This is a genomic window from Paenarthrobacter sp. 2TAF44 (assembly GCF_052114885.1).
In the GTDB taxonomy this organism is placed as follows: Bacteria; Actinomycetota; Actinomycetes; order Actinomycetales; family Micrococcaceae; genus Arthrobacter.
This window is the reverse complement of sequence record NZ_JBFRFP010000004.1, coordinates 1-20,244: the sequence shown is the minus strand read 5'-3', so window position 1 is coordinate 20,244 and position 20,244 is coordinate 1. Positions and strand designations below refer to the sequence as shown.

21 protein-coding genes, 1 tRNA gene and 1 pseudogene are annotated in these 20,244 nt (G+C 62.4%); 8 read left to right on the top strand and 15 right to left on the bottom strand.

Annotated features, from left to right (window positions below; translation table 11 throughout):
- Positions 1 to 80: 80 nt before the first annotated feature.
- Genes AB4Z15_RS05685 through AB4Z15_RS05675 form a run of 3 tightly spaced genes read right to left on the bottom strand, consistent with a single transcriptional unit; the run spans position 81 to position 2,887 of the window.
- Positions 81 to 1,562: a catalase gene (locus tag AB4Z15_RS05685; RefSeq protein ID WP_442016462.1), complete on the bottom strand. Its 1,482-nt coding sequence runs from the start codon at positions 1,560 to 1,562 to the stop codon at positions 81 to 83.
- A 14-nt stretch (positions 1,563 to 1,576) separates the two neighbouring features.
- On the bottom strand, positions 1,577 to 2,056 hold the full coding sequence (locus AB4Z15_RS05680; RefSeq protein WP_224088431.1) for a Fur family transcriptional regulator: 480 nt from the start codon (positions 2,054 to 2,056) through the stop codon (positions 1,577 to 1,579).
- A 30-nt stretch (positions 2,057 to 2,086) separates the two neighbouring features.
- A complete protein-coding gene (locus tag AB4Z15_RS05675; protein ID WP_442016461.1) occupies positions 2,087 to 2,887 on the bottom strand; it encodes a hypothetical protein in 801 nt (266 codons plus the stop codon).
- Between the two features lie 117 nt (positions 2,888 to 3,004).
- Here AB4Z15_RS05675 and AB4Z15_RS05670 point away from each other — a divergent pair, with 117 nt between their 5' ends.
- Both AB4Z15_RS05670 and htpX read left to right on the top strand, forming a co-directional pair.
- Positions 3,005 to 4,276 (top strand): MFS transporter, encoded by a 1,272-nt coding sequence (locus AB4Z15_RS05670; protein WP_442016460.1) that lies wholly within the window; start codon positions 3,005 to 3,007, stop codon positions 4,274 to 4,276.
- Positions 4,277 to 4,452: 176 nt separating this feature from the next.
- Positions 4,453 to 5,322 carry a zinc metalloprotease HtpX gene (gene htpX, locus AB4Z15_RS05665; RefSeq protein WP_442016459.1) on the top strand — a complete coding sequence of 290 codons (870 nt, stop codon included), beginning with the start codon at positions 4,453 to 4,455 and terminating at the stop codon, positions 5,320 to 5,322.
- Between the two features lie 93 nt (positions 5,323 to 5,415).
- On the opposite strand, the gene efeB is transcribed toward htpX, so the two are convergent.
- The 4 genes from efeB to AB4Z15_RS05645 all read right to left on the bottom strand — a co-directional run bounded on the left by efeB (position 5,416) and on the right by AB4Z15_RS05645 (position 9,677).
- Positions 5,416 to 6,786 carry an iron uptake transporter deferrochelatase/peroxidase subunit gene (gene efeB / locus AB4Z15_RS05660; protein WP_442016458.1) on the bottom strand — a complete coding sequence of 457 codons (1,371 nt, stop codon included), beginning with the start codon at positions 6,784 to 6,786 and terminating at the stop codon, positions 5,416 to 5,418.
- 65 nt (positions 6,787 to 6,851) lie between these two features.
- The gene (gene efeO, locus AB4Z15_RS05655; protein WP_442016457.1) at positions 6,852 to 8,045 is read right to left on the bottom strand and encodes an iron uptake system protein EfeO; all 1,194 of its coding nucleotides are present in this window, start codon (positions 8,043 to 8,045) and stop codon (positions 6,852 to 6,854) included.
- 72 nt (positions 8,046 to 8,117) lie between these two features.
- A complete protein-coding gene (gene efeU, locus AB4Z15_RS05650) occupies positions 8,118 to 8,978 on the bottom strand; it encodes an iron uptake transporter permease EfeU (protein WP_442016456.1) in 861 nt (286 codons plus the stop codon).
- Positions 8,979 to 9,185: 207 nt separating this feature from the next.
- On the bottom strand, positions 9,186 to 9,677 hold the full coding sequence (locus AB4Z15_RS05645; protein WP_018776783.1) for a YajQ family cyclic di-GMP-binding protein: 492 nt from the start codon (positions 9,675 to 9,677) through the stop codon (positions 9,186 to 9,188).
- A gap of 180 nt (positions 9,678 to 9,857) precedes the next feature.
- On the opposite strand from AB4Z15_RS05645, the gene AB4Z15_RS05640 reads away from it, so the two are divergent.
- Positions 9,858 to 10,124, top strand: coding sequence for a hypothetical protein (locus AB4Z15_RS05640; RefSeq protein ID WP_442016455.1), 267 nt, complete (start codon positions 9,858 to 9,860; stop codon positions 10,122 to 10,124).
- Positions 10,125 to 10,251: 127 nt separating this feature from the next.
- Positions 10,252 to 10,333: transfer RNA gene (locus AB4Z15_RS05635), tRNA-Tyr, on the top strand.
- A gap of 183 nt (positions 10,334 to 10,516) precedes the next feature.
- On the opposite strand, the gene AB4Z15_RS05630 is transcribed toward AB4Z15_RS05635, so the two are convergent.
- Positions 10,517 to 11,293 carry a potassium channel family protein gene (locus AB4Z15_RS05630; RefSeq protein ID WP_442016454.1) on the bottom strand — a complete coding sequence of 259 codons (777 nt, stop codon included), beginning with the start codon at positions 11,291 to 11,293 and terminating at the stop codon, positions 10,517 to 10,519.
- Positions 11,294 to 11,339: 46 nt separating this feature from the next.
- Complete coding sequence (locus AB4Z15_RS05625) at positions 11,340 to 11,561, bottom strand: hypothetical protein (protein WP_442016453.1); 222 nt, start codon at positions 11,559 to 11,561, stop codon at positions 11,340 to 11,342.
- Between the two features lie 191 nt (positions 11,562 to 11,752).
- On the opposite strand from AB4Z15_RS05625, the gene AB4Z15_RS05620 reads away from it, so the two are divergent.
- Positions 11,753 to 12,298, top strand: a complete 546-nt coding sequence (locus AB4Z15_RS05620; protein WP_442016452.1) for an acyl-CoA thioesterase — start codon at positions 11,753 to 11,755, stop codon at positions 12,296 to 12,298.
- Between the two features lie 6 nt (positions 12,299 to 12,304).
- Here the strand turns inward: AB4Z15_RS05620 and AB4Z15_RS05615 are convergent, their stop codons facing one another.
- The 4 genes from AB4Z15_RS05615 to AB4Z15_RS05600 all read right to left on the bottom strand — a co-directional run bounded on the left by AB4Z15_RS05615 (position 12,305) and on the right by AB4Z15_RS05600 (position 15,413).
- Positions 12,305 to 13,105: an ABC transporter permease subunit gene (locus AB4Z15_RS05615; protein ID WP_442016451.1), complete on the bottom strand. Its 801-nt coding sequence runs from the start codon at positions 13,103 to 13,105 to the stop codon at positions 12,305 to 12,307.
- A complete protein-coding gene (locus tag AB4Z15_RS05610; RefSeq protein ID WP_442016450.1) occupies positions 13,098 to 14,114 on the bottom strand; it encodes an ABC transporter ATP-binding protein in 1,017 nt (338 codons plus the stop codon). Before AB4Z15_RS05610 ends, AB4Z15_RS05615 begins: the two co-directional genes overlap by 8 nt.
- On the bottom strand, positions 14,111 to 14,788 hold the full coding sequence (locus tag AB4Z15_RS05605) for a TetR family transcriptional regulator (protein WP_442016449.1): 678 nt from the start codon (positions 14,786 to 14,788) through the stop codon (positions 14,111 to 14,113). Before AB4Z15_RS05605 ends, AB4Z15_RS05610 begins: the two co-directional genes overlap by 4 nt.
- A gap of 103 nt (positions 14,789 to 14,891) precedes the next feature.
- The gene (locus AB4Z15_RS05600) at positions 14,892 to 15,413 is read right to left on the bottom strand and encodes an ester cyclase (protein ID WP_442016448.1); all 522 of its coding nucleotides are present in this window, start codon (positions 15,411 to 15,413) and stop codon (positions 14,892 to 14,894) included.
- A 209-nt stretch (positions 15,414 to 15,622) separates the two neighbouring features.
- On the opposite strand from AB4Z15_RS05600, the gene AB4Z15_RS05595 reads away from it, so the two are divergent.
- Both AB4Z15_RS05595 and AB4Z15_RS05590 read left to right on the top strand, forming a co-directional pair.
- A complete protein-coding gene (locus tag AB4Z15_RS05595) occupies positions 15,623 to 17,464 on the top strand; it encodes a GDSL-type esterase/lipase family protein (RefSeq protein WP_442016447.1) in 1,842 nt (613 codons plus the stop codon).
- An 81-nt stretch (positions 17,465 to 17,545) separates the two neighbouring features.
- Positions 17,546 to 17,923, top strand: coding sequence for a thioredoxin family protein (locus AB4Z15_RS05590; RefSeq protein ID WP_223946614.1), 378 nt, complete (start codon positions 17,546 to 17,548; stop codon positions 17,921 to 17,923).
- Positions 17,924 to 18,060: 137 nt separating this feature from the next.
- On the opposite strand, the gene AB4Z15_RS05585 is transcribed toward AB4Z15_RS05590, so the two are convergent.
- On the bottom strand, positions 18,061 to 18,339 hold the full coding sequence (locus tag AB4Z15_RS05585; RefSeq protein ID WP_442016446.1) for a putative quinol monooxygenase: 279 nt from the start codon (positions 18,337 to 18,339) through the stop codon (positions 18,061 to 18,063).
- 83 nt (positions 18,340 to 18,422) lie between these two features.
- Here AB4Z15_RS05585 and AB4Z15_RS05580 point away from each other — a divergent pair, with 83 nt between their 5' ends.
- Positions 18,423 to 20,099, top strand: a complete 1,677-nt coding sequence (locus tag AB4Z15_RS05580) for an AMP-binding protein (RefSeq protein WP_442016445.1) — start codon at positions 18,423 to 18,425, stop codon at positions 20,097 to 20,099.
- Positions 20,100 to 20,126: 27 nt separating this feature from the next.
- Here AB4Z15_RS05580 and AB4Z15_RS05575 read toward each other — a convergent pair.
- Positions 20,127 to 20,244, bottom strand: a pseudogene (locus AB4Z15_RS05575) (IS110 family transposase); the annotation flags it as partial.

The following is a 20,244-nucleotide window of genomic DNA, read 5'->3' as shown; positions in this document are numbered from 1 at the left end:
TGTGGAAAAACAAAGAAGAACACCCCGCTGCGGAGATCCGCAACGGGGTGTTCGACGGTAATTCCTACCGATCCGGACGCTTAGAGCTTGTTGGCTGCTTCGGCGTCAGAGGAGGCCTGGCCTGCACCGAGGTTGGCGCGCAGCTTGGCGCCGAGTTCGGCGTCAACGTTGGTCCAGTACTGGATGGCGCGTTCCTTGATGTCGGCGCTCTTCACGCCGCCCACGGCACCGGTGATGGTGTCCAGAAGGCGGGCCTTGGCAGCGTCGTCGTAGACCTCGCGGTACAGGGTACCGGCCTGGCCGAAGTCGCTGTCCTCGGAGTGCAGGGTGTGCGCGGAGAGTGTGAGCTCGCCGTCGTTCTCCCAGCCACCTGCCGGTGAAGTGGGCTCAACAGCAGCCGGGCCACCAACGGAGTTCGGTGCGTAGACCGGGGTGGTGGGGGCGTTGAACAGGTAACGTCCGGCGCCGTCCTGGCTGTAGTTGTTGACCTGGTTCTTGGGCTGGTTCACCGGGATCTGGGCGTGGTTGGTACCCACGCGGTAGCGGTGTGCATCGGCGTAGGAGAAGATGCGGGCCTGCAGCATCTTGTCCGGTGAGGCAGCGATGCCCGGTACGAAGTTCGACGGCGCGAAGGTGGCCTGCTCGATCTGCGCGAAGTAGTTCTCCGGGTTCTTGTTCAGCTCCATGGTGCCCACGTGGATCAGCGGGTAATCCGCGTGCGGCCAGACCTTGGTGAGGTCGAACGGGTTGAAGCGGTACGTCTTGGCATCCTCGTAAGGCATGACCTGGACGTGCAGTTCCCAGGAGGGGAAGTTGCCGGCTTTGATGTTCTCGGAGAGGTCGCGGATGTAGAAGTCTGCATCCGAGCCTGCCAGCTGCTCAGCCTGGTCACCGGTGATGGTCTTGACGCCCTGGTTGGACTTGAAGTGGTACTTGACCCAGAAACGCTCACCAGCGGCGTTGATCCACTGGTAGGTGTGCGAGCCGTAGCCCTGCATTTCACGCCACGAAGCCGGCAGGCCACGGTCGCCCATGAGCCAAGTGACCTGGTGTGCGGATTCGGGGGAGAGGGTCCAGAAGTCCCACTGCATGTCAGCGTCACGCAGGTGGGTACCCGGGAGGCGCTTCTGGGAGTGGATGAAGTCCGGGAACTTGATGCCGTCGCGGATGAAGAACACCGGGGTGTTGTTGCCCACGAGGTCGTAGTTGCCCTCGGAGGTGTAGAACTTCACGGCGAAACCGCGGGGGTCGCGCCAAGTGTCAGGAGAACCATTCTCGCCTGCAACGGAGGAGAAACGGATCAGCATGTCCGTCTCGGCGCCCGGCTGCAGGAACGCGGCCTTGGTGTAGGCCGATACGTCCGAGGTGGTCTTGAACGTACCAAAAGCGCCGCCACCCTTGGCGTGCACTACACGCTCCGGGACCCGCTCGCGGTTGAACTGCGCAAGCTTTTCCACCAGATAGTGGTCGGTCAGGATGATGGCACCGTCGGCGCCGACGGACTTGGAGTGCGCGTCGGAAGTAACGGGGGCACCTGACTGGGTTGTTGAAATAGCAGTCATTGTTCTCCTTGTTCTTATTTTTGAGTTACGGACGTTTGTTTGGGGAGCTGTTGTTTTGCCTGGCAATCCTGGCAGATGCCCTGATACAGGACGTCTGCGATCTGGATGGTCATTGGCTTGGAATTTTCATCCCAGTGCGGCGTGAGGCACGGTGCGTGTCCCACGGCGCAGTCCACGTCTTCCACGCGGCCGCAACTGATGCAGACGGCGTGGTGGTGGTTATCGCCCACCCGGGTTTCGTAGAGCGCCGGGGAGTGCGGGGGTTCAAAGCGGCGCAGCATCTGCAAATCCGTGAGGTCGCTAAGCACAACGTAAACGGACTGCGCCGTCAGTTCAGGGAGCTCTTTGCGGGCAGCAGCAAGGATGCCTTCTGCCGGGGAGTGCGGATGGTGCTGGACCGCGGCCAGCACTGCCAGCCGCTGTTTGGTCACACGCCTGCCGTGGGCATGCAGGGCACTGGCCCATGCTTCCTGGTCGGCTGTGTGATCGGTCATGCACTCATTGAACCACTTATTTTGAGCAGTTCACAATAAGGCACGGCTAACTTCCGGCAAATTAAACAAATCCACCATCGGATTGTCCTGTTCCGCGGCAGATCGACCCACCGCGTGGATGCGGAGGGCTGAACCCGGATTCCCGCCCTCGACAGCCACACAGCTAAAGCCAGTGAGTCCACTGGTCAACGGCAGGGCATCCAAGGCGCTCCCCATGGCAACGAGTTCCCCGGGAAGGACATTGGAAATCGCAGCCGCCCCGCTGGCGGGCTCAATCACGCTGTGATGGCGGCCTGCGTCAATTGTCGCGACCAAGGGAACCAGGACAGGCATCGGGACGGGCACGACGCCGGACATGGCCACAGGCGCGGACCCCACCTTCCCGGTGGGTGCTTTGGGGATGCTGGCGGCACCAAGCCGCAGCGAATCCCGGATCCGCGCATCGACGATTTCCAGGCTGTCCTCAGGCTCGGGAACGCGATGGTGGGCCGGCAGCGCGAGTTGGCGTCCCGGCGTCGTGGTTTCCGCCTCCCAACGAGCGAACAGGTGGAACGTGGGTGTGGAAGACTCAGCCACCGGCTCGCCGACAGCCGAACCCAACGGGTGCCACCGATGGGCGAACGTCACCGCGAACCGCTTCGCGCCAAGGACGTCGTCCAATGCTGCCCGGGCGAGGTTGTGGCAGAACAACCAGTCAGCCGCAGAGGATTCCGTAAATTCCGTGGAGGGGTCCGAGAGGCGGATCAGAATATGGCCGGCCGTCAGGGGGTGGCGCGGCCTGGCAATTTCCCAGATGCCCGAGCGGAACAGCAATCGTCGCGACAAGACCATGTGGACTCCTTCCCCCGGGTGAGCCTACCAACCAGCGCGTTACGGCGGGAGACGCGTTATTCAAGCGAAGCGGGCAACGACGTCACTGGGGTTCGCTTGGGTCGCTAGGGTGGCTAGGTGGCGAAACTACTGGCAGACATCACCCCGATCAAGGAGAGCGTGGCCTTCCGGCGGCTTTGGCTTGGGGCTTCGGTGGCTGCCATCGGTACCCAGCTCACGTTGGTGGCCGTCAGCCTGGAGGTTTACCGTCTGACCCAGGAGAGCTTCTATGTAGGCCTTCTGGGTATCTTCGCGCTGGTTCCGCTGGTCATCACCGGACTATACGGCGGCTCTATCTCCGATGCCTACGATCGCCGCAAAGTAGCGCTGATCGCATCACTGGTGCTTTGGGCCAGCACCGCCGGTTTGGCACTGCAGGCGTGGCTGGAGATCGGCAACATCTGGATCCTTTACGCGTTGGTTGCCATCCAAAGTGGTGCACAAGGCATCAATGGTCCCGCCCGAAGCGCCATCATTCCGCTCCTTGTCCGGAAGGACCTGCTCCCGGCGGCGAACGCCTTGAGCATGCTGACGTTCGGCCTGTCCATGACCGCCGGGCCGCTCCTGGCGGGCGTGCTGGTGGCCACGATCGGTTTCGGATGGACTTACACGATCGATGTCATCAGTTTCACCTTTGCCCTGTGGGGCCTCGCCAAACTCCCGCCGCTGCCACCGTCAAAGGAGGCCGTCCGGCCCGGGCTTCGCTCCGTAGTGGAGGGCTTCCGGTTCCTAGGTACGCGGCCCAATGTCCGGATGACCTTCATCATCGACCTCATCGCCATGATCTGCGCCCAACCCCGTGCCCTGATGCCTGCAATTGGGGCAGTCATGATTGGCGGCGGTGAAACAACGGTGGGCGTGCTGCTGGCATCTACCGCCGTGGGCGCCTTCCTGGCCGGACTGTTTTCCGGTCCCCTCGGCAGGGTGAGGCGCCAAGGCAGCGCAGTGGTGTGGTCGGTGGTCGGATGGGGCGCCTCGATTGCAGCCTTTGGAGTGGTGGTGTTGCTGGCTGGAGATTCGGGCCGCGAGGGCGTAACGCCCTGGCTCCTTCCTGCGGCGTTGTGTTGTGCGCTGGCGGGGATTTCGGATTCTGTCAGCGCGGTCTTCCGGACCACCATCCTCCAGTCCGCGACGCCCGATCACCTGCGCGGACGACTGCAGGGAGTGTTCATCGTGGTGGTCGCAGGAGGCCCTCGAGTGGGGGACATGCTGGCTGGAGGTGTCACGCAATTCGTTAGCGAAGGCGGAGTGCTGCTGATGGGCGGGATCGTCTGCATTGTCTTGGCCTGGCTGGCTTCGCGCCTGCAGCCGGGCTTCGTCGCGTACGATGCGAAGCATCCGGTGCCATAGCCAGCAGGATTGTTGCAGGCAGGACGGTGTTGGCACAAGAGTCGACGCCGGCCCAAAAGGTCGACGCCAGCCCAGGCGTGACAGCTGCGGAACACGGCGACCGCCGTCGGCGTTAATCGCTACAGAGTTAATCCGTACACAACCATTCACGAGCCAAAGAAAGTGAAAGAACAACCGTGCACAAACACAACAATGGACTCAAGACCGCAGCACTTTTCGGTGTGCTGTGGGCGGTGCTGTTGGGTTTGGGCGCCATTATCGGGGCCGGCACGCGCAGCACCACGCCCATCTGGATCTTTGCCCTGATCGGGGTAGCCACCACCGCCTACGGCTACTGGAACAGCGACAAGATCGCCATCCGCTCCATGGCCGCCTATCCCGTCACCGAAGCCCAAGCCCCACAGCTGTACCAGATTGTCCGGGAGCTTTCCGTGCGGGCCAACAAGCCCATGCCGCGGATTTACCTCTCTCCCACCATGACGCCCAACGCCTTCGCTACCGGCCGCAGTCCCAAGAACGCCGCGGTCTGCTGCACCGAGGGAATCCTGCATGTCCTTGATGCCCGCGAGCTCCGGGGTGTCCTGGGGCATGAGCTCATGCACGTGTACAACCGTGACATCCTGACGTCGTCCGTAGCTGCCGCCGTTGCGGGCGTGATCACGTCCGTGGGGCAGATGTTGTTGTTCTTCGGCGGAGGGGACCGGCGCAACGCCAACCCCATCGCGATGATCGCCATGGCCCTGCTGGCGCCGTTCGCGGCCTCCCTGATCCAAATGGCGATCTCCCGTACCCGCGAGTACGACGCCGATGAGGACGGGGCCGCGCTGACCGGCGATCCGCTGGCGCTCGCCTCAGCCCTGCGCAAGATCGAATCTGGTGTCTCCCAACTTCCGCTCCCGCAGGATCAAAGGCTCGTGAATGCTTCCCACCTCATGATCGCGAACCCGTTCCGAGGCGGTGGCATGCGGCGCCTGTTCTCTACACACCCGCCCATGAAGGAACGCATCACCAGGCTTGAGCGGATGGCCGGCCGGCCGCTTTCCTAAGGACGCCGCTTTCCTAAGGCCTAAAACGTCGTGAACCCGCTATTCCGTGGGGGGCCAACAACGGAATAGCGGGTTCACGACGTAATAGAGGAATCAGCCGAAAAGTCCTTCGCCGATGAAGCCGCCCTGCTGGATCCCAGGAGGCACGGCGAAAAGGCCCGAGCCGGTATGTTTCAGGTATTCGACGGATAAGGTATCGCCCTTGGCCAGAGCCATCTGCATGGGAACGTAGTGGGTCCGGGGATCCTTGACAAACGCGATGAAGAACAGCCCTGCGTCCAAGTGCCCGAGCCCGTCTGAGCCATCCGTGAAGTTGTAGCCGCGGCGAAGCATCCGCACACCCCCGTTCTGGTCGGGGTGGGCCAGCCGGACGTGCGAGTCCAAGGGGATGAGTGGATCACCATTGCGGCCAGCGAGCTTGAAATCGGGCGCCGTGAACTCTTCGCCACCGGACAGCGGCGCTCCCACGCCCTTCGTCCGGCCGATCAGGCCCTCCTGCTCGCGCAGGGACGTTCGGTCCCAGATCTCGATGTGCATCTGGATCCTGCGCGCCACAAGATAGCTGCCGCCCCTCATCCACTCTTCCTTCGAGGAAGCCGGGGAATCTACCCAGACATGCTCATCGAGGAGGGCGTTGTCCTCAACCTTGAGGTTGTTGGTGCCGTCCTTGAAGCCGAAGAGGTTGCGGGGCGTCACCTGCGCCCGTGACGTGGAGGACGTGCGGCCAAAGCCTAATTGGGACCAGCGAACCCGCACCTTTCCGAAGCCGATGCGCGCAAGGTTACGGATGGCGTGGACGGCCACTTGGGGGTCGTCGGCGCACGCCTGGACCACGATGTCGCCACCGGTGCGGCCAGCTTGAAGGTCGTCGCCCGGGAAGTGCGGGAGGTCGATCAAGGCTTCGGGCCTGCGACCGTCCAAGCCAAAGCGCACCTTGCCATTTTTCTCAAACAGCCCTGCGCCGAAACCGAAGGTCAACGTCAATTGTGCGGCGGCCAGGTCCAGCGCTTCACCGGTGTCTTCCGGCGGGGCGTCGTAAGGGCCATCGACGGCGCCAGTCGCGCCTGTGCTGCGGCCTGCCGTCATGGCCTCAGCCGCAGCGGTCCAATCCTTCAGGAGCTTGATCAGCTCTTTCCGGTCCTCGGTGGTGACATCAAAGGCAGCCATGTGAAGGCGGTCCTGGGCCGGAGTCGTGATGCCAGCTTGGTGCTCGCCGAAAAAGGGAACAACAGCATCCCCTGTGTCGGATTCCGCGGCCGACGCAGCACCGGCCGCGACCACGTCGTGGCCCAGGAAACCGGCGGCGATGCCAGCCACTGCGCCTGCGCCGCCCACTCCGGCAAGGGAAAGGAGGCCGCGGCGGGACAGTCGGGAGGTGCCAGCGGTAGCTGACGCACCGCCGTCGGACGTCGCTTCGGAACCTACGACGCCGGTCGCCTCGCCTGGGCGCGGGGAATCGTTCACATCCAGTGGCTGTCCGGCACCTGGAGTTTCGGGGGCTTCGCCGGTGTGCCCGTAGGGGCAGCCGCTCACAGCACGACGGCCGAGGTGAGCTTGGACAGCGGTTCGCCCAAGGAATCGACCAGCGCGGCGAGCTGCTGGATTTGATCCTGGCTCAACTCGTTGTAGTAGGAGAAGCCATCGCCCTTGGCGTGCTTCTTAAGTTGGACCTGGAGGGCTGTGAACTTCTCGTCCAGGGACTTGGCAAGCTCGGCGTCTTTTTGCTCCAAGGCCGGCTTCAGGCTCTGGAAGGCGATGCGGGCGCCGTCCACGTTGGCCTGGAAATCCCAGAGGTCGGTGTGGGACCAGATCTCTTCCTCGCCCGTCACCTTACCGGTAGCAACCTCATCGAGGAGTTCCTTGGCGCCGTTGCCCAGCTTGTCTGCCGTCAACTCCACCGTGCGGGTACGCGTTGCGAGGTCCGCAGTATCTGCAACCAGCTGAGTGGAAATCGCGGTCCGTTCGGCCGGCGTCATGGCGGCGTAGTCCGCTGACGGGAACAAATCCTTCTCGGCGCGGTGCCAGCCGGTCCACTCCTGGCCAGGCTCGAGATCGGCCTCGCGCGCATCCAGCTTGGGGTCGAGATCGCCAAACGACTCGGCAACGGGCTCGATCCGCTCCCAGTGCATGCGGGTCGCGGCATAGAGCTCACGGGCCTTGGCGGCGTCACCGGCTGCGAAGGCGTCTGCGAAGGCCTTGGTGCCCGTGACGAGTTGCTCCGTTTGGTCCTTGACGTAAGCGGCGTACTGCTGGGAGCCGGTCTCAAGCAGCTTTTGGAAGTCAGCATCTGCGCTTGGCTTGTTTCCGGATTCCGTGACCTCGAACGAAGCCCGGATGCCGTCGCCCTGCATACCCGGCTTGCAGGCGGTGTTGTACTTGCCTGCAGGAGCCGTGAGCACCAGGTTCCGCGTAATTCCAGGCCCGATGTTCTCCACTTCACCGATGATCCGCAAACCGTCCTCGGCCAGCAGGTAGAACTCGGTGACCTCGGTGCCTTCGTTCTTCACGGCAAACGTCAGGTTGCCGCTGGGCGCAGTGCCTGTGGAGACCTTGCATTCATTAGCGGTACTGCTGACCTGGATCGGCCCATCCGTGGCCGCCGTGGTTTTCGCATTGTCAGTGCAGCCCGCCAGAACCATGGGGACGGCGGCGGCTGCGCCAATGACGGTGAGGGTCCTGCGAAGCTTCGGGGAAGTGGACGTGGACAGGAACGTGCCAAGCATGGGGGTCCTTTGTGTTGGGGGAAGGCGCGGGGTGCGAGGGCCTGCGCGTCGAGTTGGAGAAGCTCTGGGTTCTTACTGCTGCAGGGCGACTGCCGGGTTCGCCGCGGGCGTCTTCGCTGCTGCCGCCGGAGGATGGGAGCGGTTGGCCCGGATGTACAGGAACAGGACCGGGATGACATACAGCAGCCAGGCTGCTGCTTCCAGCCACGTGCTGGCCGGGGAGAAGTTCAGTGTGCCCTTCAGCAAGGTCCCGTACCAGGACGACGGCGGAACGGCGGCTGAGAGGTCGAAGGCCAGGCTATGCAGGCCGGGAAGGATGCCGGCTTCCTGGAGATCGTGGACGCCATAAGCAAGGACGCCCCCGGCAATGACGATGAGTCCAACTCCCGTCCATGTGAAGAAGCGGCCCAGGTTGACCTTGAGGACGCCGCGGTGCAGCAGGTATCCGAGTCCGGCAGCTGTCAGGAGGCCAAGCAGGGCACCAAGGAGGGGGAACGTGGTTTCGCCGGTGGCTTGCGCTGCCGCCCAAATGAAGAGGGCGGTTTCGAGTCCTTCGCGGCCCACGGCCAGTGCCGCAACCAGCACAAGGCCCCATGCGGCGCCGTCGGCTGCTTTGTCCACGTGGGACCGGAGGTCGCTTCCGAGGCTGCGGGCGGTGCGCGCCATCCAGAAGACCATCCAGGTCACGAGGCCTACGGCAACAATGGACAGCCCTCCGCCGATCGCTTCCTGGGCCTCGAAGGTGAGGCCCCGCGGGCCGAAAGTAAGAAGGGCGCCGAAAGCGAGGGAGATGGCAATGGCCAGCCCGACGCCGGTCCAGAGCCGGGGGAGCAGGGACTGCCGGCCGGTCTTGATGAGGTAGGCCATCAGGAGGACCACGATGAGCGAGGCCTCGAGGCCCTCACGCAGGCCTATCAGGAAGTTGGCGGTCATGTGCATTTCTTTCACTCAGGGTAGCCATACTTAGGCTTGCCTAATGAAGAAGAATACTGCCATCAGGTGATTACGCAAAAAGTTTGTGCCCTAATGTCCGCGGCTATTACGACAATCGCTGTAGCCAGGCCATAAAAAACCGGAGTCCAGCGCCCTGAGCGGCGCCGGACTCCGGCTTTTATGACGCTGGCGGTGCAGCGTCGGCAGTCAGCTGCGGAAGTTCACGAACTGCAGGTCTGCCTCTTCGAACTTCTTGAGGATGTTCATGGTTTCCTGCAGGTCATCGCGGGACTTGGAAGTGACGCGAAGCTCGTCGCCCTGGATCTGGGACTTGACGGACTTGGGGGCTTCGTCGCGGATGATCTTGTTGATCTTTTTGGCGATGTCCTGCGCGATACCCTCCTTGATGGTGCACTCCAGCCGGAATTCTTTGCCGGAGGGGTAGGGCTCGCCCTGATCCAGGGACTTCAGGGAGATGCCACGCTTGATGAGCTTGGACTGGAAGACGTCCAGGACGGCGAGGACGCGATCCTCGGAGTTGGCCTTCATGAGGATCTTTTCGCCGCTGAAGTCAATCTCCGCGCCGACTCCCTTGAAGTCGTAGCGCTGCGCGATTTCCTTCTGGGACTGGTTGAGCGCGTTGGCGACCTCTTGCTTGTCTACCTTGCTGACGACGTCGAATGTTGATTCGCCTGCCATGACTCTCCTTAGGTTGGGGGCCCGGTAAGGGCGGTTTGTCTGCCATCCAGCCTAGTACGGAAGGCGCGGGATGGGGCCGTGGATAACTTTCACAGTTCACTCACAGCACATGCTTGGTTGGAACCGAGGTGGATGTTTGAGAGTTGTACCAGTTGGAAGAGCCCACCCCCGGAGGTAAGCATGAGCCACAAGGCCGTCCACTACGTCACGAAATCCGCATCCGCGGCAGCTGGTTCGATCGGGACTGCAGCGGCAGCCGCGGCGAGTGCGGTGGCAGCGGTGACCGTGGCGGCGTCGATCGTCCTGAGCCCGGTGCCGGATGCGGCTTCGCGTATGGACGGGGTGCATGCCGATTTGCTGCGTGCTGTGGAGCTCAACCAAATCACGGCCGAGCAAGCAGAAAAGTTTGAAGCGAAACTGGCTGGCCGGATCCTCGGAGAAGCCTGAAATACCGGCCATTCCGGCGTGTCCGCCCTCGATTAGATTCTTGGCCGGAAGTTCTGTAAGGTTATCTCTGCCTTCGGTTACCGGATCGAAAGAAACGGTCTCCGGAAGTGATCTTCTTTTGAAGTTCGGCAGATTACCCGAGCGGCCAAAGGGGGCTGACTGTAAATCAGCTGGCAACGCCTACGGGGGTTCGAATCCCTCATCTGCCACCCAAGGAAAGTCCCCGGAACCAACAGGTTCCGGGGATTTTTCGCGTTCGGGGTGCACGCGCCCCGAATTCAGAGGCCAAGGAACCCGCGGCTCCCGCTCTTGTTCGCTGTACTCACCGTTGTGCGGCGGGGAATTCGAACGAGTCCGGGAATTCTCAGCTGGTTGGCGACTCCGTCCCAGTGTCACGCCTGGGTTGGAGGCTCTCGCGAAGCCGCGCTCTCCCGAAGCTCCGCGATCTCACGCCTCAGTGCGGCAATCTCAGTGACAAGGTCTGCCAATTCAGCGCGAACCGGTTCTTCGGCGGCTGCTGCCTTGTTTTCGGCCGCAGCCGCAACATCCTCCGCATTTTCCTCGATTCGTTGCACCAACCACGAGGCAATAGAGGCCGTCACAATACCCAGGACCGCAATCCCGCTCATCATGAGTGCCGCCGCCACGATCCGGCCGATGGGCGTGACGGGGTAGAGGTCTCCGTAGCCAACTGTGGTGATCGTGGTGATAGCCCACCAAGCGGCGTCGCCGAATGTCAGGATCTTGGCGTCCGGTGCATTCTGCTCCACGTCAAGCACTGCCAGGGCGCCGATGAGCACCAACATGGCGGCCGAGCCGGCAACGTAGGTGGCTACGCGTCCGCGCAGGGTTTCCCCCACCGTGCGTTGCAGTACGGACAGGAGCGTGACCAGCCGAAGAAGCCGGAGTGGTCGGAAGAAGGGGAGCACCACGATGAGGAGTTCATGCAGGTTCCAGATGAACCATCGCCTTCGATCCTCGGCCAGCCAAAGGTTGGCGAAGTAGTCCAGCGCGAAGATCCCCCAGGTAATCCAGAGGATTATTTCGAAGGGGAGGGCGGCCGTGCCGTCCACGCGTCCTACAACCTGCCAGGCATAGGCCGTGAGGAAAACAAGTGCTGTCCCCATGAGGGGCCATTCGACGAGGTCCCGGTATCGCGCTTGAGTCATACGGGAATCCTAGCCACAGCAACATTGCACGCCACCGGAAAACGGATCAGACGGTGGGAGTCTCCAGCCAGTATCCGTCCATGTGGTGAACCAGTTGCCGGCCCAGACCGCCCTTGAGCTGTACCCAGAGTGTGCTGTGGTCATCGGTCATGCCGTCGATGGTTCCTTCGATGCGGTTGCCACGTGCGTCCCGGAGCACGACGTCCTGGTGCCGGGCGAGGTCGGGCCAGACGTCGGCGTGCGGTTTGGTGGTTTGCAGAGTGCTCAAAGGGATCTCCCTGGGTATGAGTCGGTGTTTCCGGGTTTCAGATATTGTGCACGGGATGGATGAACTGGCGGTAAACGTTTGTGCAATCGTTGGACATAAAGCGCTGGATGTACTAACGCTGCGCCCGACACCCTGTCCACCATGCGGTCCGTCTATTCCCTCCGAAGTTACTCGCGGGTAACATTGCTCGCATGCATTTGCTTCTCCGCACCCTCATGCTGCTGTTCACTTCATCCAAGCGTTCCCCCTTGGGTGCTTGGGAAACGTCCTCGCTGCCCCTGCGGGTCCTGCCGACCGACATCGACATCGCGATGCACGTGAACAACGGCATGTATTTCTCCTTGATGGACCTTGGCCGTTTCGACCTCATGGTTCGCAGCGGTATCTGGAGAAAAATGCGCAGGCGCGGCTGGAGTCCTGTGGCAGCCGGAGAGACCATCGCTTTCCGCAAGTCGTTGCAACTCTGGCAGCGCTACACCATCGAAACGCGCATCATCGGACTGGACACCAAAGCCATCTACTTTGAGCAGCGCATGGTGGTGGACGGTGAGATCTACGCTCGCGCGCACATCGCAACCCGCTTGGTCAACAAGGGGAAGCCGGTGACGCAGGAAGAGATCATTGCTGAGTTCGGGGCGCCGCCGGCTGATCTGGAATTGCCGGAGTGGATCCATGAGTGGCGCGAAAACAATGCGCTCCCAGGAGCGCGCCGGTCAGCTCCGCACGTGTGGGGTTAGGAATAACTAAACGCCGACGTCCCGCCGTTGAAGTGCAACCGCGCCCAGTGCGATAAGCGCCGCGGAAATACCCAGCAGGCCGGCAGCCGCTCCCCAATCAGCACCGTTCGTCACGGGTGAATTGCCGTACGCCCAGTGGTATGGCGAAAGGTGCAGCAGCCAGTCGACGTCGGGGCTTTGCCTCCCAACAGCGTTGAAGACATAGCCGAGGACGGCGACGGCGGCACCCGCCGCAATCGCATAAACCTTCCGTCCTGTCAGCGCACCTACGCACAGCGCCGCTGTTCCGCTCAGCAGTGCCAAAGCGGCAAACAGCACTACCGCACCGAAGAGATGCCCGACGTCGATATCCAGTTTCGAGGGCCCGTTCAGCACCAGCACCAGCAGGAAGACCAAGGCTGAGAGGATCGCGACGCGGACCACGAGTGCCAGGGCGCGTTCAAGGACCACCTGGATTCGGGTCACGCTATGGGCCAAGGTCAATTCCAGCAGCCCAGACTCCTCGTCCCCGCCGACTGCCGCCGCGCCCCAACCGACGGAGGCCATGGACATCAGCAGGAAACCGATCAACCCGAAAAGGGTGGCCTGGGTATAGCCAGGTCCGGTGGCGATCTGGTCATAGTTCAGGGCCTTGGTCATCTCCTGGGGGAGTGCGTCGATCATTTGCTGCATTTGCGCGCTGCCGCCGATGGACGGATACAGCGGCAGGTACAGCATGATCGCGGCCGTTAGTCCCAAGGCCCATGCGAGAGTGGACCGCCACGAGTCAGTCAAGGCTTTCGTGAAGAGGGGGAGGAACTTAGACATGGTGTGCTCCTTCCGTGTGGCTCAGGGACTTGTGTCCAGTTCCATTTCGCCCGTTTCCGCCGCGCCCGTTTCCGTTGCCCACATAATGACCCGTGTAGAGAGTCAGCACGGCTTCCTCCAAATCCGGCTCCTCCAGGACGAGGTCCGTGAGGTTTAATCGAGCCAGCTCCTGCACCAATGGCTGGACCTGCCCCGAGAGCGTCGCCGTTGCTTCGACGGCGGCTTCCGCTGCGCTGTCACCAGGAAGCTCCCGCAGCACAACGTTGGCGACGCCGGGCACCCGCGCCAGCAGCGCCCCGACGTCGTGCGTTTCTGCGCCCGCCGCGTTGAACCGCAACTGCCGTACGGCCGCGTTCCTCAAGGCCTCAACAGTGGAGATGGTCACGATGCCGCCGTCGCGGAGGATGGCTACGGCGTCGGCGGCCTGCTGGACCTCGCTCAGCACGTGTGAGCTGAGGAAGACCGTGGCGCCATCGTCCACCACTTCGCGGACCAGTGAATGGAATTCCTGTTGGACCAGGGGATCCAGGCCGCTGGTTGGTTCATCGAGCACCAGTAGCTCGGGGCGGTGCATGAACGCCTGCAGGAGGCCGAGCTTCTGCTTGTTCCCTTTGGAGAGTTTGCGGGTCTGCCGGTCCAAATCCAGGTCCAGCCGTTCTGCCAACTCGTTGACATATTTGGGCTGTACCGGGCCGCTGATGGCCTCGAAGTGTTCAAGCATTCGCCGGCCGGTGGTCCGGTTCTCCAAGTGGAGTTCGCCGGGGAGGTAACCGATCCTGCGGCGGAGTCCGGTTCCGGCGCGGCGTGGATCCTGGCCCAACACAGAAATGGTTCCCGCGCTTGGCCGGATGATATCCAGCAGGCAGCGCATGGTGGTGGTTTTGCCCGCTCCGTTCGGTCCAATGACGCCGAAGACCGTTCCCGGTTCAACGGCGAAATCGAGTCCGTGGAGGACCTCGCGCTGGCCGAACTTCTTGCGCAACCCCTCAACGACGATTGCCTGGGTCACGGGGCATGCTCCCTTCCTTGGTTGATGGTGTCCTGCTGCAGGGCGTCGCGGGCCGAGTCCAGGAACCGCGAATCCGTATAGAAACCGTTGGTGTAGATGTCCAGCGCGGGGATGGTCAGTTGCCGCAGCAGTTCCGGTCCTATGCCGTGCGGTTCTGTTACGTCCGCACCCAGCGCCCGTGAGAGGTGCCTGCCCAGCATGAGCATTGAAAGGCTGTTTGATGCAACGACGACGGCGGTGGACCGGACGTCGTCGAAGTCGCGGATGGTGCCGGCAGCGATTCCGGCCTCGATGATGTCCTGCGTCTGGCGCACCACGGCGTCGAAGAATGCGTCGCCGGCCTCGGATTCGTCGCCCAGGGAGCGACGGATGTAGGCGATCTCGTTGGCGTACTGGTCCGGGTGGTTGAGGTAGTCCTGGATCAATTGGCGTGCGGTGCCTGGGTCTGTTTTCTCCCTGCCCTGGCTGGCGGTCTGCGCGAGGACATGCTGGTCGCATGCTTCGCGCAGACCTGCCTTGCTGCCGAAATGGTGGATCACCAGGCCAGGGCTGACCCCAGCGGCAGAGGCGACGGCGCGGACGGTGGCAGGGCCGAAACCATCGCGGCCGAACAGTCCAATGGCGGCATCACGGATGCGTGCACGGGTGGTTAAATCCTCTGCGGTTAAACGCATGTTTCATACACTAAACACTTGTTCAATCGCTGGCAAGAGGCGCTGATTTACCCCCACGAATGCGAGGTTACTTGCGTGGACTTCGGAAGCTTCGCGGCTCGATTCAGGCGCCTGGCATCTGAATAATCCCAAGCTGCTGCATCAGCGCGAGGTCGTCGCGATCGGACCAATGCTCCACAATCCTGCCGTCCTGAATTCTGTGGATGGCCACGGCGGTTTCGTCCAGTTCGGCGCCTGTAGCAGGCAGCGGACCGGGCAGCTCGCCTTCGTGTCGACCATGGGCGGTCAGCCTGGTAACTACCTTGTCGCCTTCGCAGATCTGATCTTCAATAACATGATGTCCCGGCGTGGCCTGGAGGAAAATGCGGAAGGCCTCCTTCAGTCCCTCCCGTCCAGCCGAGAGCCCGGGGAAAGGAGGGTGATGGTCCAGATAGTCTTCAGCAACCAGATCGTCCATCGCTTCGATGTTGCCGGCATCGATCGCTTCATAGAAGCGCCTAACAAGCGCTTTGTTATCCTCAGGCTCCACGTTCATTCCCTTCATTGAATGCGTGGCCGCCGGGCAAGAACTGGTCGGGCAAGAACTGGTCAGGGCAGGCAACGCAACCCGTCCCCAAGTCACCATGGGAGGCCAGTCTAGGACGAAGGATCCGGCGATGACAGGGGTTCCCGTGACTCAGCGGAACGATGCCCGCCGGCCGGGGAACATAACGATGTGACACCAAACGCTGCGTCGTCGCTGCCTGAAGTGCCGCCGTCGAAGATACTGGCTTGACTGTCTTCGTGGGGGAGCAGTGACGGGGCCTTTGGGTCCGAAGATGCAGGGGTAGATAAGTGGGTTGTGCGGGGTCGGCTTCGAGGTCGAAGAAAAGCAAAATCGCCCGGTCAGCGGCGGCGCTGTTGTTGGTCCTTGGCCTGCTTGGAACAGTGGTACCGGCGCAAGCGTTCCCGTCGGCGAGCATCAAGTTTCAGACTTCCAATCCTCCCGTCACAGGCGCCATCGGGCAGCTTTACAGCACCAGCACTTGGGCTCGAAGCGTTCTGATCCGGCCCACGGCAGCGGAGGACTGCTCCAGCACAGGCTGCGTGCAACGGTTTGTCGGTGGCGATATCGCTTGGTCTGCCCGTACGGGAGCCCGTGTGGTGGTAAATGGGCCGGTCCGCAACGCTTGGTGGGAAGCCGATGGCCCCGCGGGCTATCACGGCTATCCCACAACAGACACTGTAAGCGGCCTGCGCAATGGGGGTTCCAAGCAACTCTTCGAACGGGGAGCCATCAGTTTCTCGCCAGCTACTGGTGCCCAACAGACAGCGGGGTCCATCCATTTGGCGTGGGGGAGGACGGGTTTTGAGGCCGGTTTCCTCGGATACCCGGCCGGCAGTGAACAGACCGGACTGCCCGACGGCGGCGCCTACCAGGTCTTCGAGCGCGGCTTTATTGTGTGGTCCCCGACGACTGGGGCACATCCTTCCATGGGCGCCATACGTGAGCGCTGGCGCCAATCCGGGCTGGAAAGCGGCGAGTTTGGCTATCCCACTACGGACGAAGCGACCGGACTGCGTAATGGTGGCTCGTCACAGCAGTACCAGCACGCAACCATCATCTGGTCGCCCGCCACGGGCGCGCGGGCCCTGACGGGAGCCATCCGGAGCTACTGGTCCGCGACTGGAGGCCAGAACGGTGCCTTGGGATATCCGGTCAGCGAGGAATACCGGCAAAACGACTTCGTCTACCAACTCTTCCAGGGCGGCACGGTCTACTGGTCGGCGGCCACTGGTGCGCATTCAACCACCCATGGCGACGTCCACAACCGCTACGTCTCCCTGGGTGGAGCTGCCGGCCAATTGGGCTTGCCCCTCACGGACAAGCTTCCGCGGGCCGGGGGTCTGGTGCAGCAGTTCGTAAACGGTTGGCTTGTTTGGGGGCCTGCAACGGGAGCGCGGATTGTGGGGCACCCCACGTACAAAGTGTGGTCCATCAATCCGGACGAGTTCGGCTGGCCGGTGCGCGATACCTGGTCCGATGCCCGGGGCTCCCACGTCGCCTTCCAAAAGTTGGAAACTATCTGGAACGATTCCACCCAGGAGCTGTATTCAGCCGAAGCAGTGGACGCCTCCACCGTGGTTTTCCTTGGCGATTCGCAGCTGGACCTTGATTCCTGGGGTGAACAGGGCGCCCGCGCCGCTGGCTATACCCGCCAGGTGGTCCGAAGCATCGGTGGCATCGGATACGTCTCGGGGAGCCCCGCCGTCGGTGGCAATTCAGCGACGGATGCCCTGCTCCTGGACCGGATCCTTTTGCCCCAAGGAAACCCCGGACTGGTGGTGGTGACTCTTGGTGGAAACGACGCCCGGATTTTTGCCACCGATGCCGCGATCTTGTCCCAGGCCAACCGACTGTGGGATGAACTGCGCCGCAAATATCCCCGCAGCACCATCCTCATCACTGGTGTTCTTTCGCGCTACGACGCCAGCCATTTCCAGCGCCGATGGGTGGACGGGCTCTTGACACGCGAAGCTGCTGTCCGGGGCTGGCCACGCATCTCGATGGCGGGGACAGCGACTATCGCCGGAGCTACCTGGAATTATCTTGATGACGTCCACCTAAACCAGACCGGACACAACAAGGTTGCCCCGCTCTACGCGTCCGCGCTCAAGTACGTCCTGGCCAGGTAGCCGTTTATTCCCGGTGACGCGGGAAGCGAACAAGGCCCCTCTCCACGGGACTTAGCGAGCAGGGTCGCGTACCGTGGAATCATGGCTACAGTTGACATCACTGGAGAACAGTTCGCATCGACCATCGAGGGCAATGACATTGTCCTGGTGGATTTCTGGGCTGCCTGGTGCGCCCCGTGCCGCCAGTTTGCGCCCACCTATGGGGCAGCTTCGGAGAAGCACCCGGACGTGGTCTTCGCGAAGGTAGACACCGAGGCTGAGCAGCAGCTCGCCGCCGAAGCCGGGATTACGTCCATCCCGACGCTCATGGCCTTCCGCGAGAAAGTGCTTGTCTTCTCGCAGCCGGGTGCCCTCAACGGCCCGCAGCTGGAGCAGGTCATCGAGGCCGTGAAGGGCTTGGACATGGAAGAAGTCCACGCCCACGTGGCCAAGGCGCGTGCCGAGGCCCAGGAAAGCTAGACTCGCCCGGCGAAACCGCCGGAACAGCATCGAGGTCGCCGGAAAATTCCGGCGACCTCGATGCTTTAAGKCGTTCCCGCAGTTTTGCGGCGATTTCGCTGAGCTGGTGTGGGGAGCTGAGCCAGTGCTGGGAGAGGCTAGAGCCGTTCGAGCTTGACCGGCTCAGCCAGCAAGGCGCTGAGGGACTCGTTCAGGTCCTGCACTGCAATGCCCTTGGAGTGCTTCTCCAGAGCCTCTTCCGATTCCCAGCGCTCTGTGAGCACCAGCTTATCCTCAGTGGCTTCGGTCAGTTCATAACTGATGCAGCCGGGCTCGTTGACGACCTCGTCGATCGCGATTTCCAGGGCGAGCTTCACGCGGAAGAATTCGCCGTCGTTGGGGATGAACGTGGCCTGCAGGTCGATGGGTGCACTCATGGAGTCAACCCTACCGGGAGGACACGGAGCCGATTGTCCACTTTACGGTTCTGTTGCGGGCACTGACTTGGTAGCGTTCGGTCATGTTGTCCTACACCGCCGGAGACACTGACGTCCCGCTGCTCGAAGAGACCATCGGTGCCAATTTTGAACGCATCGCAGCGCAGTTTCCGCTCAGGGACGCGCTGATAGAAGCCGCTGCCACGCCCGGCGGGGATGCCCGGCGCTGGAGTTACGAAAAGCTTAACGACGACGTCGATCACCTCGCCCGCGCGCTCCTCGCCCTGGGGGTGGAGAAAGGCGAGCGCATCGGCATCTGGAGCCAGAACTGTGCGGAGTGGACCATCCTGCAGTACGCCACGGCAAAGATCGGGGCCGTGCTGGTCAACGTCAACCCGGCTTATCGCAGGCACGAACTGGAGTTCGTGGTCAAGCAGAACGGCATGCGGATGCTCGTGGCTGCGCCCTCTGACAAGAACAGCGATTACGTGGGCATGACCAGGGAAACTGCAGGCACTTGCCCCGAACTCAGGGAGATCGTCTTCCTCCCCGGAAACCCGGTGGCGGGCCTCACGGCGGGTGTCCCCGAGGCCGGCCACGAACTGACGTATGCCGAGCTCCTGACCCGGGCGGACGGCGTCGGGCCTTCTGCACTACGGGACCGTATGGCCGAACTGGATCCGCATGATCCCATCAACCTTCAATACACGTCGGGCACCACGGGATTCCCGAAGGCTGCGACCCTCACCCACCACAACATCCTCAACAACGGCCACTCGATAGGCCGCCTCCTGGGCTACACGGAACATGACCGCGTGGTGATTCCGGTGCCGTTCTACCACTGCTTCGGAATGGTAATCGGGAACCTGAATGCCCTGAGTTTCGGGGCGGCAACCATCATCCCAAGCAGGGGATTCAACCCTTCCGCGGCGTTGGAAGCTGTGCAGGACTTTGGCGGCACGTCGCTTTATGGCGTGCCCACCATGTTTATTGCCGAACTCGCGCTGCCCGACTTCGCCACGTTCGATCTCTCCACGCTCAGGACGGGCGTCATGGCCGGGTCGTTGTGCCCCATTGAGGTGATGCGCCGGGTCATCGATGAGATGCACATGGTGGATGTGGCCATTTGCTATGGCATGACCGAGACTTCGCCGGTGTCCACCATGACCCGGGCGGGGGACACTTTGGAGCACCGGACCAGCACAGTGGGCAGGACCATGCCGCACCTTGAGAGCCGGATTGTGGACCCGGGTACAGGTGAAGTGGTGGAGCGCGGCGTCATCGGTGAGCTGTGCACGCGCGGCTACGCGGTGATGCAGGGCTACTGGGGCCAGCCGGACAAGACCGCCGAGGCCATTGACTCCGAGGGCTGGATGCATACCGGCGACCTCGCCCGCATGGACGAGGATGGGTATCTGGTGATCGAAGGCCGGATTAAGGACATGGTGATTCGTGGTGGCGAGAACATTTATCCCCGCGAGATTGAGGAGTTCCTGTATCTGCATCCGTCCATCCAGGACGTGCAGGTGATCGGGGTTCCGGACGCTAAATACGGCGAGGAACTCATGGCCTGCATCATCCTCAAACCGGGGGCGGAAACCCTGACCGCGGAGGACATCGCCGAGTACTGCAGGGGCAAGCTGGCGCACTACAAGATTCCGAAATACGTGGATGTCCGCGAGAGTTTCCCGATGACCGTCTCGGGCAAAGTTCGGAAGGTGGACATGCGCCAGGAAGCGGTCTCCCGCCTCCACCTCTAAAGCAACGCGGGGATCCTTCTATGGTTGTCAAGCGTGGCAAGGGCCGGGGTTTGGGGCGTTGAGGGTTCGGTAGATCCGCCGGGCGAGGTAGCGTTTCACGCACCGGCGGATCTCCTTTGTGGTTCGTCCCTCGGCTTGGCGTTTG

What these genes read in the sequence shown, in the direction of transcription:
- AB4Z15_RS05685 (WP_442016462.1), bottom strand. Translation starts at nt 1,562, where the DNA reads ATGACTGCTATTTCAACAACCCAGTCAGGTGCCCCCGTTACTTCCGAC.
- AB4Z15_RS05680 (WP_224088431.1), bottom strand. Translation starts at nt 2,056, where the DNA reads ATGACCGATCACACAGCCGACCAGGAAGCATGGGCCAGTGCCCTGCAT.
- AB4Z15_RS05675 (WP_442016461.1), bottom strand. Translation starts at nt 2,887, where the DNA reads ATGGTCTTGTCGCGACGATTGCTGTTCCGCTCGGGCATCTGGGAAATT.
- efeO (WP_442016457.1), bottom strand. Translation starts at nt 8,045, where the DNA reads ATGCTTGGCACGTTCCTGTCCACGTCCACTTCCCCGAAGCTTCGCAGG.
- efeU (WP_442016456.1), bottom strand. Translation starts at nt 8,978, where the DNA reads ATGACCGCCAACTTCCTGATAGGCCTGCGTGAGGGCCTCGAGGCCTCG.
- AB4Z15_RS05645 (WP_018776783.1), bottom strand. Translation starts at nt 9,677, where the DNA reads ATGGCAGGCGAATCAACATTCGACGTCGTCAGCAAGGTAGACAAGCAA.
- AB4Z15_RS05640 (WP_442016455.1), top strand. Translation starts at nt 9,858, where the DNA reads ATGAGCCACAAGGCCGTCCACTACGTCACGAAATCCGCATCCGCGGCA.
- AB4Z15_RS05630 (WP_442016454.1), bottom strand. Translation starts at nt 11,293, where the DNA reads ATGACTCAAGCGCGATACCGGGACCTCGTCGAATGGCCCCTCATGGGG.
- AB4Z15_RS05620 (WP_442016452.1), top strand. Translation starts at nt 11,753, where the DNA reads ATGCATTTGCTTCTCCGCACCCTCATGCTGCTGTTCACTTCATCCAAG.
- AB4Z15_RS05615 (WP_442016451.1), bottom strand. Translation starts at nt 13,105, where the DNA reads ATGTCTAAGTTCCTCCCCCTCTTCACGAAAGCCTTGACTGACTCGTGG.
- AB4Z15_RS05605 (WP_442016449.1), bottom strand. Translation starts at nt 14,788, where the DNA reads ATGCGTTTAACCGCAGAGGATTTAACCACCCGTGCACGCATCCGTGAT.
- AB4Z15_RS05600 (WP_442016448.1), bottom strand. Translation starts at nt 15,413, where the DNA reads ATGGTGACTTGGGGACGGGTTGCGTTGCCTGCCCTGACCAGTTCTTGC.
- AB4Z15_RS05590 (WP_223946614.1), top strand. Translation starts at nt 17,546, where the DNA reads ATGGCTACAGTTGACATCACTGGAGAACAGTTCGCATCGACCATCGAG.
- AB4Z15_RS05585 (WP_442016446.1), bottom strand. Translation starts at nt 18,339, where the DNA reads ATGAGTGCACCCATCGACCTGCAGGCCACGTTCATCCCCAACGACGGC.
- AB4Z15_RS05580 (WP_442016445.1), top strand. Translation starts at nt 18,423, where the DNA reads ATGTTGTCCTACACCGCCGGAGACACTGACGTCCCGCTGCTCGAAGAG.